Annotated in this window: 11 protein-coding genes and 1 pseudogene; 4 read left to right on the top strand and 8 right to left on the bottom strand. The window is 67.1% G+C overall.

Annotated elements, in window-relative coordinates:
• Nucleotides 1-49: 49 nt before the first annotated feature.
• The 3 genes from IBX18_RS37145 to IBX18_RS37155 all read right to left on the bottom strand — a co-directional run bounded on the left by IBX18_RS37145 (nucleotide 50) and on the right by IBX18_RS37155 (nucleotide 4,954).
• Complete coding sequence (locus IBX18_RS37145; RefSeq protein ID WP_194838102.1) at nucleotides 50-1,222, bottom strand: CdaR family transcriptional regulator; 1,173 nt, start codon at nucleotides 1,220-1,222, stop codon at nucleotides 50-52.
• A 20-nt stretch (nucleotides 1,223-1,242) separates the two neighbouring features.
• The gene (locus IBX18_RS37150; protein WP_228542357.1) at nucleotides 1,243-3,048 is read right to left on the bottom strand and encodes a long-chain fatty acid--CoA ligase; all 1,806 of its coding nucleotides are present in this window, start codon (nucleotides 3,046-3,048) and stop codon (nucleotides 1,243-1,245) included.
• Nucleotides 3,049-3,331: 283 nt separating this feature from the next.
• On the bottom strand, nucleotides 3,332-4,954 hold the full coding sequence (locus tag IBX18_RS37155; RefSeq protein ID WP_194838104.1) for a right-handed parallel beta-helix repeat-containing protein: 1,623 nt from the start codon (nucleotides 4,952-4,954) through the stop codon (nucleotides 3,332-3,334).
• Between the two features lie 174 nt (nucleotides 4,955-5,128).
• Here IBX18_RS37155 and IBX18_RS37160 point away from each other — a divergent pair.
• A pseudogene (locus tag IBX18_RS37160) lies at nucleotides 5,129-5,481 on the top strand (type I glutamate--ammonia ligase); the annotation flags it as partial.
• A 78-nt stretch (nucleotides 5,482-5,559) separates the two neighbouring features.
• Here the strand turns inward: IBX18_RS37160 and IBX18_RS37165 are convergent.
• Both IBX18_RS37165 and IBX18_RS37170 read right to left on the bottom strand, forming a co-directional pair.
• A complete protein-coding gene (locus IBX18_RS37165; RefSeq protein WP_107657688.1) occupies nucleotides 5,560-5,841 on the bottom strand; it encodes a DUF427 domain-containing protein in 282 nt (93 codons plus the stop codon).
• A 26-nt stretch (nucleotides 5,842-5,867) separates the two neighbouring features.
• A complete protein-coding gene (locus tag IBX18_RS37170) occupies nucleotides 5,868-6,206 on the bottom strand; it encodes a helix-turn-helix domain-containing protein (RefSeq protein WP_194838105.1) in 339 nt (112 codons plus the stop codon).
• A gap of 65 nt (nucleotides 6,207-6,271) precedes the next feature.
• On the opposite strand from IBX18_RS37170, the gene IBX18_RS37175 reads away from it, so the two are divergent.
• On the top strand, nucleotides 6,272-7,096 hold the full coding sequence (locus IBX18_RS37175) for a hypothetical protein (RefSeq protein WP_194838106.1): 825 nt from the start codon (nucleotides 6,272-6,274) through the stop codon (nucleotides 7,094-7,096).
• 11 nt (nucleotides 7,097-7,107) lie between these two features.
• Here IBX18_RS37175 and IBX18_RS37180 read toward each other — a convergent pair whose 3' ends face one another.
• The gene (locus tag IBX18_RS37180) at nucleotides 7,108-8,874 is read right to left on the bottom strand and encodes a DUF4873 domain-containing protein (protein WP_194838107.1); all 1,767 of its coding nucleotides are present in this window, start codon (nucleotides 8,872-8,874) and stop codon (nucleotides 7,108-7,110) included.
• Nucleotides 8,871-9,770, bottom strand: a complete 900-nt coding sequence (locus tag IBX18_RS37185; protein ID WP_194838108.1) for a diiron oxygenase — start codon at nucleotides 9,768-9,770, stop codon at nucleotides 8,871-8,873. The genes IBX18_RS37180 and IBX18_RS37185 overlap by 4 nt, the downstream gene beginning before the upstream one ends.
• Nucleotides 9,771-9,869: 99 nt before the next feature.
• Between IBX18_RS37185 and IBX18_RS37190 the strand changes: the two genes are divergently transcribed.
• A complete protein-coding gene (locus IBX18_RS37190; protein WP_194838109.1) occupies nucleotides 9,870-10,580 on the top strand; it encodes a TetR/AcrR family transcriptional regulator in 711 nt (236 codons plus the stop codon).
• A gap of 97 nt (nucleotides 10,581-10,677) precedes the next feature.
• Nucleotides 10,678-11,433 (top strand): DUF6882 domain-containing protein, encoded by a 756-nt coding sequence (locus IBX18_RS37195; RefSeq protein WP_194838110.1) that lies wholly within the window; start codon nucleotides 10,678-10,680, stop codon nucleotides 11,431-11,433.
• Between the two features lie 42 nt (nucleotides 11,434-11,475).
• Here IBX18_RS37195 and IBX18_RS37200 read toward each other — a convergent pair whose 3' ends face one another.
• Nucleotides 11,476-12,690: a DUF418 domain-containing protein gene (locus IBX18_RS37200; RefSeq protein ID WP_194838111.1), complete on the bottom strand. Its 1,215-nt coding sequence runs from the start codon at nucleotides 12,688-12,690 to the stop codon at nucleotides 11,476-11,478.
• Nucleotides 12,691-12,766: the final 76 nt, after the last annotated feature.

Below are 12,766 nucleotides of genomic sequence, written 5' to 3' on the forward strand. Positions count from 1 at the left end.
CGCCGATCGCCGAATTGTGGCGCTTTATGCGGCGGTACGAAAGCGCGAATTACGGTGCAAATGAGGCGGATTCGAGTCGCCGCGCCAGCCGTGCTGCCGACAGAGTCATGGCGTCGGCTGGGCGATGCGGGTCGAGGCCGGTCAGTTCGTTTACCCGAGAAAGGCGGTAGGTCACCGTATTTCGGTGCACATTGAGCTGCCTGGCCGTCGCCAGCTGGTTGAAGCCGCTGTCGACGAATACCTCGAGGGTTTCGGCGAGCATGGGCTGCGGGTCCAGCGGCGCAAGGACCGACGCGAGGCCGGGGCGCGCCGCGTCGCTCACCGCGACCGTATATTCGAACTGTAAATCTTGTCTGCGGCACAGGATTTCGCGCCGGGTGAGGCAGCGGCCCAGTTCGGCGAGTACCCGCGCCTCGGCGTACATCGGGGGAATCGCGTCCTTGGTGCGGGCCGCGCCGACCCCCACCCAGTACGGCGGCGGTTCGGCCGGTTCCTGCGCGGGCAGCCGCGAGGTGAGCCCGGACAGGGTGGCCGAGCCGTCGTCGCCCGCTTGCAACGGGATCAGCGCGGTCCAGCCGCCCGCGTCCAGCCGGAGGAAGACCCCGGGAATCGCCTCCACCCGATGCCGCAGCGCCGACGCGGGCCCGCCGCGGGTGCCGCACAGGCGGAACACCGCGACGAGGAAGGCGTCGGCCACCGGGATCACCGGATCGTTCGCCCATTCGACCGGGTCGCGGCCGGTGAGCAGCGCGTCGGCGATGCCGCGCCTGCGCTCCAGCAGTTCCCAGCGCGGGTCGTGCACGCGCTGGGTGGCCGCGGTGGCGATCCGGGAGGTGACCAGCGTGACGTACTTCAGCAGCGCGAGCGAGGCCTCGAAGAGCAGCTCACGCTCGGCCGGGCTGGCCGAGGCGCGCAACCGCTCCCAGATGAACGCCGCCCCGAACCGGTAGCGCTCCAGCACCTCGGGCAGCGGGGTGCCGTCGCGCAACCGGTCCATCGCGAGCTCGACGAGTTCCCTGGTGTCTTCTTCCGATGGATCCTCGCCGCGGCGCAGATACTCGAAAAACAGGTCCACGTTGAGCTTGGTGCCCCGGGCGAAGTCGGTCTCCACCATGGATTGCGGCAGCCGTTGGTACGGCGGCAGCGCGGCGTAGAACGCTTCGAGAGTCGACGCGGTCCGCCGATGAAGATCGTCGAACACCCGAGTCCGCGATGGCATCATGCTGGTTCTTCTTCCCGGACTTAGGTCGAGTACAAGGCCTCGATGGTATCTGTGTAGCCGCTGGAAATGGGCTTTCGCTTGAGTTTGCCAGTAGCGGTCAGGTAGTCGCTGCCGTTCTCCCATACCTCGGGGAGCACGATGTACTTCCTGATCTGTTCGACCCTGGACAGTTTGCTGTTCGCCGCGGCGATGCCCTCGTCGATCGCGGTCAGGATCTGCGGGTCCTTCGCGAGCTCGGCGACGGTGCTGCCCGTCAGGTTGTGCCGCTGTGCGTAGGCGGCGGCCAGGTCGGGGTCGAGCACCAGCAGCGCGGTGTTGAACGGCCGCTGCTCGCCGATCACCACCACCGTGCCGATCAGCGAACAGTTGTCGGTGACCGTGTTCTCGATGTTGGCCGGCGACATGTTCTTGCCGGACGCGTTGATGATCAGCTCTTTCTTGCGGTCGATGATCGAGAGGTAGCCGTCGCTGTCGATGCTGCCGATGTCGCCGGTGTGCAGCCAGCCGTCGCTGTCGATCGTCTCCGCGGTCTTCACCGGGTCGCCCCGGTAGCCGCGCATCACCATCTTGCCGCGCACCAGCACCTCACCGTCGTCGGCGAGCTTGACCTCGGCGCCGGGCAGCGGGGTGCCGACCGTGCCGATCTTGACCCGCTCCGGCGGGTTGAGCGTGGCGCCCGCGGTGCATTCGCTCATGCCGTAGCCCTCGCACAGCGGGATACCGAGTCCGAGGAAGAACTCGTGCACCTCCGGCGGGATCGCGTTCGAGCCGGTGACCGCGATGCGGACCTGATCGAGCCCGAGTCCGGCGCGGATCGAGGTGAGCACCAGGCGATCGGCGAGCGCGTACTGGAGCCGATCGAGGGCGCCGAGGGGGCTGGCGTCGGAGGTGGCGCGGGCCTTCTTGCGGCCGACGTCGACCGCCCAGTGGATCAGGCGGCGCTTGACCGGCGACTCGGTGGCGAACCGTTCCTCCAGTGCGCCTTTGACTTTCACCCACACCCGGGGGACCCCGAGGAACACGCTCGGGTGCACCTCGGCCAAAGCCGTTGCCACCTGCTTGAAGTCGGGGACGGTGGTGATCTGGCAGCCCTCGAGCAAGGTCAGATAATGCGCGAACCAGCGGTTGGCGGCGTGCGCGTCGGGCAGGTAGGAGATCACCCGGTCCTCGGGGCCGCCACCGCCGAAAGTCTCCAGGACGCGGGCGTTTTCGATGAAGTTGGTGTGGGTGAGCTCCACGCCCTTCGGCGGGCCGGTGGTGCCGGAGGTGTAGACGACGGTGAGCAGATCGTCCGGCTGCACCTTGCGCCAGGTGGCCTCGAAATCGAAACCCTCGGCGGTGCGCTGCACCAGGTCGGACAGCGCGAGCGTGCCGTCGGGCGCCTCGTCCACACAGATCACGTGCTCGACGTGGATGCCCTCGGCGGCGGCCTTGGCGACCGCCTCCAGGATCTTGGGCGCGAACTGGCGCTCGCAGACGACGGCCTTGTTGCGCGCGTTGCCGAACTGGTAGACGAGCAGGTCGACAGGGTTGGTGTTGTACACCGAGAACGGCGTCGCGCCGGTGTGCAGGATGGCGGTGTCGCAGAGGTGGAACTCGGGGCGGTTGGTCAGCATGATCGCGACCGTGTCGCCGGAGGTGATGCCCAGCGCGGCGAGGCCCGTCGCGATGGACCGCACCCGTTCGCCGTACTCGCGCCAGGTGATGGAGACGGCACCGCCGAGGGTGCGCAGCGCGACCGCGTCCGGGTACTTCGCGACGTTTGACTGGAACGCCGCACACAGCGTGTCCGGGCGGGCGGCCGCCGGGACTGTCGATGAAACCAAGAACCTAACCTCTGCTAGCGAAGGGCTGAGGTCATCCCGATCGTCTGGGGACGCGGATGACCTCATCGTCATCTATCAGCAGAACGCATGAGCGAGTGTGTGCGCTAGCGGCAAACGCGCAGAGTGTGGCGCACGACATTGTGCACTCGACCAAATTCGGGGCTTGTGCGTCACTCGTGCACCGCGGCGGGCTGCCCGGTGGTGGGCCACGCAAGATCAGCAGAGTCGAATGGTCGCTAGTTGATCTTGGGCAACGACCATTCGACTCAGCTGGATGGCAGGGTCAGCCGCAGATCGGCCAGGAGCCCGGGTGGTCGAGCGGTAGGTTCGGCGCCGCCAGGGCGGCCTCAGTGGCGGGCGAGAAGCAGTTGTCGCCCGCGCTGCCGAGGCGACCGCCGCCGAAGTCGACCACCGAGCCCGCGCCGAGGGTGCTGTTGCGCTGGCTCAGCACTATGTCACCACTGAAGCGAGACCGTTCCACTTTGCCGGTGAGCTTGGCGAGATCGCCGACGGTGTGTACCTGTAGGTCGGCGACCGCGGCATCGGTGATGGTGGTGTCGGCGATGTCGAAACTCATCGTCGCCGTCGCGGGGGCCGGACCGCTGGGGGAGTAGGCGTAGATGCCGATGCCGTCGGCGCTGCACTGGCTGAGGTGGGCGTTGCGCAGGGTCAGCGCGGTGGTGTTGTCCCGGCCGAAGCTGGCCGAGAACAGGCAGCTGCCGAGATTGCCCGGCACATACGGGTTCAGCAGGGCGGCGACGAAGCTGGAGCGCGACGCGGTGAGGCCGTCGATGGTCATGACGTGGCGGGCGCCCTCGGCGCTCAGATTGAGGTTTTCCACGATATCGCCCGGGACATCGAGGAATTCGCTGTTGGTGAGGGTGACTTCGCTGTCCGGGGTGCCGTTGCTGGTGACGAATTCGATTCCGTTGGCGGAGAAATGGCCGCCGCCGTGGCGATAACTGTTGCGGTCGATGGTGATTCGCATGCGGGCGCGCTCGGCCGCATTGACGAAAATGCCCTCGCTGTCGGCGGCGGCGTTGAGTGGGTCGTTGGCAGGCACCGCGATATTGCGCTGGGTGTTGCTGCGCACCGTGGCAGTCAGGGCGGAGGTTCCGGTGCTCTGCATGCCGACGGCGAGGACGGAGAGTTTGGCGAGACCCTGATTGATGTTCTCGGTCAGGTTGTCGGTGATGGCGGCGGTGACCTGCGCGGTGCCGGTGGTCCGGACGTCGATGCCGTCGCCGCAGGCGGTGTCGCGCACAGTATTTCGCTCGATGGTCAGCGCGCTGCCGCCGGCGTCGGAGTCGATCATGATTCCGGCCCAGCCGTTGTTCAGCGCAACCACATTCGGCGCGACGGGGAGCGGCGTGCCGAACGGAACGCCGAGCATCGGCGGGAAGGGCTGCACCAGGAACCCGTCGTGACAGGCGCGATTGGTGGCGGCGATCGTGTTGCCCGCGATGACCGCGGTGCCGACATTGCGGCCGTAGATGCCGCCGCGCTGGGCATCGGTGACGGTGAGGTCGCGCACTTCGGTGTTCGGTGCCAGGCGGACCGCGTCACCGTCGTTCGCGGTGGTCGTATTGGCCACGGCCGCAACGCCGCCGGGACCTTGACGGCCGAGCAGACGCTGGCCCTGCTTCAGCGCTATACCGCCATCGAGCGGTGTCGTGCCGAGTGGCGCGGCCAGGACGACGATCGTGTCACCGTCACCCGAGGCCTGCTGGACCGCCTGCAGAGTATTGAAAGGTGTTGCCTCCGTACCGTTCCCGCCAGCCATGGCTGTCGCACTCACATACCAGGTCCGGCCCGGCTCGGCGGACGCGTGCATCGATGCCGTGCTGACGGTGAGCGCGCAGCAGAGCACGCTCGCCGCGGCGAGCTGCGGCGGAGACAGTTTCATCGGGGCCTTCCGGATCGATCTCGACAGTGCCGCGCACCGCCGTGTGATCCAGCCCACCCCATCGCCCGACCGGGTGGTATCGGCAGAATGCCGAACCTGACGGTCGTTCTTTGTGCCGATGCCCGGTGCCGAACCCGCGAATGATGGCCTGCCCGAGCGATTCACCTCCGGTGCCGAGTGCGGTTTCGAATGGTGGATTCGGCGAGCCGGACCTGCCCCTACCTCTCCTTCTCCGCCATGCTGATGGCCGCCTCGACGGCATTCGCCGCAAGATCGAGCCCGCCGCCCCCATCGACAAGGACCTCTACGAACTGAGCCCCGAGGAATCCGCCGAGGTAACCCAGACCCCACCCAGCCTCGCCAGCGTCATCGACCGCCTCGAGGCCGACCACGACTACCTCACCGAAGGCAACGTCTTCACCGACGACCTCCTCGAAACCTGGGTCCGCCTCGAGCGCGACACCGAGATAGCCGAAATCAACGTCCGCCCACACCCCTTCGAGTTCGAGCTCTACTTCGACGTGTGAGCGCGAAGTCCTACCGCACTGTGCCGCACAACGAATCGTTGCGCTGACACGCGTGCGGATGTCAGAGCTCCGCGACTCTCAGGCGACGTCCACGCCGCGCCAGAAGGCGACGTAGTCCTTGATCTGGGCTGCCTCCGGCTTGGGGTCGGGGTAGTACCAGGCCGCGTCCTCGTTGGTTTCGCCGTCGACGACCACGGTGTAGTAGCTGGCGGTGCCCTTCCATGGGCAGAACGTGTGGGACTGCGACGGTTGGAAGAACTCGGTGTGCACCGAGTCCGGCGGGAAGTAGTGGTTGCCTTCGACGATGACCGTGTCGTCGCTGCTCGCGAGGACGCGACCCTGCCAGGTTGCCGTTGCCATGGTTCGATTCTGCCCGAATCGCGGGGTCAGATGGTGACGTCGGGTTCGGCGGCCCACTCGGCGACCGAATCGAGGATGTTGCCGAGGCGGTGGCCGCTCGGGGTGAGGGTGTATTCGACGCGTGGCGGCTTGTCCGGGTAGACGGTGCGGGTGAGCAGGCCGTGGCGTTCGAGGATGTGCAGGCGATCGGCCAGGGTTTTCGGGCTGATGCCGGGGAGGGCGCGTTGGAGTTCGCCGTAGCGGTGGGTGCCTGCGTGCAGGTGGTAGATGACCAGGGGTGTCCAGCGGCTGCCCACCAGCGTGAGGGTGCGGGTGACCGGGCACTGTTCGGGCGTCATCGGTGCCTCTACCTGGATACTTACCATTCGCATAGTATATGCGAGAAATGTGCGTACTTCCGCTGGGGAAGTATCACGCGCAGACTCGGAGCATGACAACCAAGACGATTGCAGTGCACGGCGCCACCGGGGCGCAGGGAGCGGCGATCAGTGGCAGGCTCGCCGCGGCAGGCTGGGTGGTTCGGCCGCTCAACTCCCGGAATGCTGACCTGTCCGATATCGATTCACTGGTTTCGGCGTACACCGGGGCGGACGCGGTCCTCGTTCAACTGCCTCTGCTGTTCGAACCGATCGTCGTGCGGTACGCCGAGACGATCCTCGGCGCGCTGACCAAAGCCGGGATCGAGCAGGCGGTGTTCAACCCGGCGACGGGGTTGCCGCCGGAGCCGATCGGGGTGCCCTTCATCGACGCGCGAGTGCACCTCATGCGGGAACTGCCCGGCGCGGTGGCGTACGGGACGACGATCGGGCCCGCCGGTCGCTATCTGGAAAACCTGTTGCAGCCGTGGTCGATTCGGCGCATCACACAGGACGGCGTGGTGGCCTACCCACTGCGGGCGGGCGTCCCTGATGAGTGGGTATCGCTCGACGACATCGGTGACCGCATCGCCGAGTCACTGGCTAGCGGGACGGAATCCGGGGTCACCCTGGCGACCGGCCCAGCGGCGGTCACCGGTGACGAACTCGCGGCCGCAGTGGGAGCGGCAGTCGGACGTCCGGTGCGCTGGGTGCAGGTGCCGCCCGCCGAATACGGCCGCCTGATGGCACCCGTCATCGGAGAAACCGCGGCCGAAGCCGTCGCGGGCATCTACGAGCAGGCTGCCGCGGCACCGCCGCCTCCGCTGCCCGCCGAACTGGTGTGGCGGACGACGACCACTCCCGCACAGTGGGCCGCGCGGCAGGACTGGACGGCATAAACCGTTACGGCTCAATGGATTTCGGCAGGCTCCAGCGCGAACGGTGGGTCACCGACACCGACGATGCGCAGGTTGCCCCACGGGTCGCGCTCCTGTAGCCGCCCCGCGGTGGGGAAGCGACCGGGAAGGGTCAGGAACACCTCGGCGCGGCCAGGATCGGGCAGGTCGGCCCCGTCGGCAGCCCGGATACGTCCATACCAGTGATATCGGCCATCGATCGGATCGGCGTGCCCGCTGAGCGTCACCGTCACCGGCAGTAGCGAGCCGGGGGAGTCGAGCGTGGCTGGACCCGAATACTCGTGTGCCGGTTCGCGATCCGCCGCAACGGTGAGGTCGTAGTGGCCAGGGTCCGGGTGGCGCATGGTGCGCCAGTAGGACACGCTGGATCCCGGCCACGCGGCCCGGTTGACGCCGTGCTCATCGAGATACCAGCTCTGGCAACCGCCCGAATTCCACACGGTCCCAGCCAGTTTCGCCTGGGTCCGGCGATTGAACTCGTGCTGGGTCGCCGCCCGCACCTCCATCCGGGTGGTGGAGGTCTTGCGCTGCAACTCGACACACTGCCGGATGTAGCGGGCCTGTGCCTCGATCATGAAGACGATCGACTGGTGCCCGCCGCCGGAGTTCGGGCCGACGATGAGGAACAGGTTCGGGAACCCGTTGACCGCCACGCCGAGGAACCCCTCCACCCCGTCGCGCCAAGCATGTTGCAGGGTAAGGCCATCGGCGCCGACGATGTGCTGGTCGGCGAACCGGTCGGAGATCTTGAAGCCGGTGCCGTAGATGATCGCGTCGAACGGCTGCTCGGCACCGTCGACGGTGGTTACCCCGGACTCGGTGATGCCTGCGATGGGCGTGGTCTCCAGCTCGACGTTGTCCCGCTGCAACGCGGGATAGAAGTTGTTGGACACCAGGATCCGCTTACAGCCCAGCCGGTAGTCCGGGGTGAGCCGAGCGCGCAACTCCGGATCGCGGACCTGGCGGTGCAGGTGGCCGCGGGCGACGGTTTCCACCCGGCGCATCAGCTCCGGGTTCATGAACGCGGGAATCAGCGACTCGTAGCCCCAGTAGATCGCCCAGCGGTAAAGCCGTTGCGCGCCGGGCAGATACCGGAACACTCGGTGTTCCACGGCGGAGAGCGGGCGGTCCGGTTTAGGCACGATCCAGTGCGGGGTGCGCTGGAACACCGTCACGTGCCCAGCCTCTTTGGCGATCTGCGGCACGAATTGCACCGCGCTGGCACCGGTGCCGATCACCGCTACGCGCTTGCCGCTGAGGTCGAAGTCGTGGTCCCACTCGGCCGAGTGGAAACTCTTGCCGCGGAAGGTGTCCCGGCCGGGAAAGTCCGGCACCGCCGGTTCGTGCAGCGGTCCGGGCGCCATCACGACCACCCGCGGATGGAAATGCCGCCCGTCCGCGAGACCGACGTCCCAGCGATCGGCCGCGTCGTCGAAGTCGAGGGTCACCACCTCGGCGTGCAGGCGAAGGTGCCTGCTCAGGTCGTACTTGTCGACGGTGCGGCGCAGGTAGTCCAGGATCTCCGGCTGCCGGGCGAACATCCGCGTCCACCGCTTGTTCGGCTCGAAGGAATACGAGTACATCAGCGACATCACGTCGCAACCCGCGCCGGGATAGGTGTTCTCCCGCCAGGTGCCGCCGATCTCGCCGGCCTTTTCCAGCACGACGAAATCGTCGATGCCTGCCTTGCGCAACTCGATGGCCATGCCGATACCGCCGAAACCGGCACCGACGATGACGATTTCGGGGTTCTCGATCATGCGAGCAGCCCCTGCCGCCGCCAGATCCACTCGCCGACCGGCCCGATGAGCCCCTGCTTCTGCAGGAAGACACCGAGATTCGCGGCGCCGATGCCGAGCGCCTTCTTGGCGTCCGGGTTCTTGGTGGCGATCCGGCGGGCCGCGCGCCCGTCCAAACCGGCGCGGGTATACATGTGCCGGTTGGTCAGCAGGTAGACGAACAGTGGTGCGGCGACCGCGACACACAGTCTGGTGTAAGCGAGTTCGGCGCGCGACATGGTCGGCACCATGCGGGCCAGCGCGTCCCTGGCGAAGCCGATGTGACGCGCCTCCTCGGTGACGTGGATGCGCATGGCACGCGACACCAAGGGCTGCAACTCCGGATCGTCGAGAGTGCGCCGCTGGATCGCGTCGAAGATCTCCTCACCGACCAGCGCGCCGACCCAGGTCATCGAGCCGCGCAGGAACAGCGGCAGCACGCCGATCACCAGCCTGCCCGCGCGCCGCGGCCAGTACGGCCGGGCCTCGATGCGGTCGATGAGCTTGCCGAACATCATCATGTGCCTGCACTCGTCCCCCATCTCGACGAGCGTGTAGTGCGAATGCCTGCTGGTCGGGTCGTCGGCGAGCAGCTCGCGCAACAGCAGCCGGTTGAGCAGGTTCTCGAACCAGATGCCGACCGAAAGCACGTTCGCCAGTTCCTGGCGGGACAGTTCGCGCTGTTGCTGCGGCGTCATCGACTCCCACAGCTCGGTGCCGTACAGCGAGACAACCGCCGCGGGGAGGAAGAGTTTGTCCGGATCGAGCGGCGCGTCCCAGTCCATGTCGACCACCGGGTCGTAGGACTTCTTGACCGATCCGGCCAGTAGGCGCTGCGCGAAGGACTCTTGGGGGATCAGTGCGGCTTCGTTGCCCATGACTGCTCTCCAACATGTCGACTAACCGATACAAGCTGTCACACTCAGATTAGTGAGACACTCTGTCGCAGTCAACCGCCGGGCGGGTATCGTGATTCTGTGACCACGACCAGCGGAAACCTCGAGCCTCCCGTCTCGGACGGACGCGCGACCCGCTGGAACGGGCACAAGGCACAGCGCCGCGCCGACGTGATCGACGCCGCGATCACCGTCATCGAGGAGCACGGCGTCGAGGTGTCGGTGCAGCAGATCGCCGACCGCCTGAACCTGCCCCGTCCGGTCGTCTACCGGCATTTCGACGGCCGCACCGATCTGGACGAGCAGATCCGGCGCCAGATCCTGGAATCGCTACTGGCGCAGATCATGCCGAAGCTGCACCCCGACGGCACCGTGCGCGATGCCGTCCGCGGCGCCGTCGGCACCTACGTCCGCTGGGTCGAACGCCACCCGAACCTGCACCGCTTCATCGGCGGCGCGTCGCCGCAGGGTGATTCGTCGCTGGCCGGGGCGAAGGACCGGATCGGCGGCCGGCTGGCCGACCTGTTCGCCCTCTGGCTGTCCCGCTTCGGCATCGACCCGGGCCGCGCGCGTCCGATGGCCTTCGGCATCATCGGCTTCGTCGACGGAGTGGTGAACAGCTGGCGCGCCGACCCGAACAGCACCCTCGCCTCCGATCAGGTCGAGGGCATCCTCACCGAATCGGTGCTCGCGCTCTTCGAGGGCAACGCGCGCAGCCTCGGCGTGCCACTGGAACGCGACGTGATCGTCGGCGATCTGCTGGCCCGCCCGGAAGCGTTGCGCGCCGAGTAATTCCGGGCCCAGCGATCGCGGGCGATGCATTTCGACACGAAACCAGCGCCGGGCGAGGATGCCTACGACGCGGCGTGCGTTGACTACGCTCATGCCGGTGTCCGAACCTGTGCCCCTGACGAGGCTGCTCGACGACGCGGGATTGCTGTCGCTCGAGCATCGCCTACATGTCGAGGAACTGCTCGGTCCGCACCGGTGGCAGGCCGATATGGAGGAGCGGCGGCTCGAATTCATCGGCGAAGACCAGACATTGGAGTGCACGAACTTTCACCTGCTCGGCACCGCCGACGCCGAGACGTGGCTATGGGCCTGGGCTAATCCGTGGGGTTTCGCGCCGCCGCTGATCGCGGTCGCGCGCATGGTGCGCGAGTTCGGTTTCCGCTACGGCGTCGCCGAATTGTGTGCCGCGGAAATGCCGGTCGCGCTCGGCCGCGCCACACCGGAGCCGCACCAGGTGGCGACCCTGCTGCTGGACGCCGCGAAAGTGATTTCCGGGCATTGGAGTTCGTACTGCGGGGTCACCGACGGCACCTGCGTGGCGTTTCTGGTGGAGCACCCGGCGTTCGAGTTACCGCCGCCCAGCGCGGCAGGCCTCGCGCGCGTACTCGCCCACGGCATCAACGCCTTGCCGCTGGTCGACCATCGGCGGGCCACCCAGAGTTACCTGAGCAGGCGGGGGCTGGTCACCGGATTCCTCGAGGACAATCGATTACTCGAATTCAGCGGTTCAGGTATGGCGGGGACCATCGAATTCGACGACGCGGGGCTCGTCGCGAACCTCGACGTCGGGGTGGTCATCGACCACATCGAGTTGCCGTCGGCACCGAAAGCCCAGTCCGCCAACTCATTGTGATGGGCGTCCGGCCCGAGTGCACCGGACGCCCGCCGGATCCGATCAGGCTTTTCCGCCCGTCAGCACCAGGAAACTGTGGTGCCACGCCCATTCGACCGGCCCCCGCTCGAACCGGCGCAACCACAGGTGCGCACCGGTCACGATGATCAGCGAAACCAGCAGGTAGACGCCCACCGTGAACGGCACCCGCGCGTCGGCGGAGACACGGGCCGCGAGACCGAAACCCCAGCCGTAGCACAGGATCGACGCCACCAAATTCTGCAGGATGTAGCAGCTGAGCGCGGTACGACCGACCTCGGTGAGCCGCCGGCCCACGAATCCGACGTGTGGCTTGCGCAGATAGAGGTGCGCCACCAGCGCGAGGATGCCGAGCGAAACGAAAGGCGCAGTGCCGTATCGGGTGAAAAGGAACAGGTCACCGCCGCCTGCTACACCGGCGATCAGGTCGATCGGCGCCGCGACACCGAAACCGATGATCAGCAACCGTTTACGCAGCGCCGCGCCCTCCGGCCGGAACACCCCGGCCCGAAACAGCCGGGCGCCCACCAGGAACAGCGCGATCGACATCGCGAACACGAACACCGCCTCCACCCGGAACTCGCCCGCACGCTGCACCCGGAACACCACCAGATCCCAGAACGACCCGTCGGCATAGGGATTCGGGTCCAGCGGTCGGCGCGGCTCGGAATCCTGCTCCGGCACGAACGCTATCGCCAGGGCGAGCAAGGTGAGCATGGCGACGTGAATACTCGCCGCGATGATCAGCCAACGCCGTTGCGCACGTTCACTTGTCGCGAGGACATAGGCGACGACCAAACCGGTGATCGCGTACCCCATCAACACATCGAATTCCGCGATGAACAGGAAGTTCAGCAGACCGTCCAGGAACAGCAGCCCCGCGCGCACCGGATACTTGCCCGGCCAGCGCCGCCCGCCGCGCTGCGCCGACGCCTGCTGAATTGCGAGCCCGATGCCGAACATAATGGTGAGCAGCCCGAGGAACTTGCCCTGGGCCAGTTGCTGGAGCACCCGTTCGGCCCAGATCCAGCCGCTCGCGGGTCCGTTCAACTGATCGATGTAGCCGATGAGCCCCTCGGGGTTGGTCATGATCCAGATGTTGGTGCCGAGGGTGCCGAGAATCGCGATACCGCGCAGCACGTCCAAGGCGACCAAGCGCGAGCGCCCGGCCGATGCCTGCGCGGCTGCCGCGCCGTGTCGCCCCGCATCGGCGTGCGGGGTGGCGAGAGATTCGGTCATGCACCGACTATCGCGCCGACCTGGGGCCGCGAGAATCCTCCGGAAGTACGACGGGCGGTATGAGATCGAGCTTCAC

Source organism: Nocardia sp. XZ_19_369 (assembly GCF_015355715.1).
Taxonomy (GTDB): Bacteria; Actinomycetota; Actinomycetes; order Mycobacteriales; family Mycobacteriaceae; genus Nocardia.

Bases quoted from the DNA above. Each gene is read 5' to 3' on its own strand.
- IBX18_RS37185 (WP_194838108.1), bottom strand. From the start codon at position 9,770: ATGGGCAACGAAGCCGCACTGATCCCCCAAGAGTCCTTCGCGCAGCGC.
- IBX18_RS37180 (WP_194838107.1), bottom strand. From the start codon at position 8,874: ATGATCGAGAACCCCGAAATCGTCATCGTCGGTGCCGGTTTCGGCGGT.
- IBX18_RS37145 (WP_194838102.1), bottom strand. From the start codon at position 1,222: ATGATGCCATCGCGGACTCGGGTGTTCGACGATCTTCATCGGCGGACC.
- IBX18_RS37170 (WP_194838105.1), bottom strand. From the start codon at position 6,206: ATGGTAAGTATCCAGGTAGAGGCACCGATGACGCCCGAACAGTGCCCG.
- IBX18_RS37175 (WP_194838106.1), top strand. From the start codon at position 6,272: ATGACAACCAAGACGATTGCAGTGCACGGCGCCACCGGGGCGCAGGGA.
- IBX18_RS37200 (WP_194838111.1), bottom strand. From the start codon at position 12,690: ATGACCGAATCTCTCGCCACCCCGCACGCCGATGCGGGGCGACACGGC.
- IBX18_RS37165 (WP_107657688.1), bottom strand. From the start codon at position 5,841: ATGGCAACGGCAACCTGGCAGGGTCGCGTCCTCGCGAGCAGCGACGAC.
- IBX18_RS37155 (WP_194838104.1), bottom strand. From the start codon at position 4,954: ATGAAACTGTCTCCGCCGCAGCTCGCCGCGGCGAGCGTGCTCTGCTGC.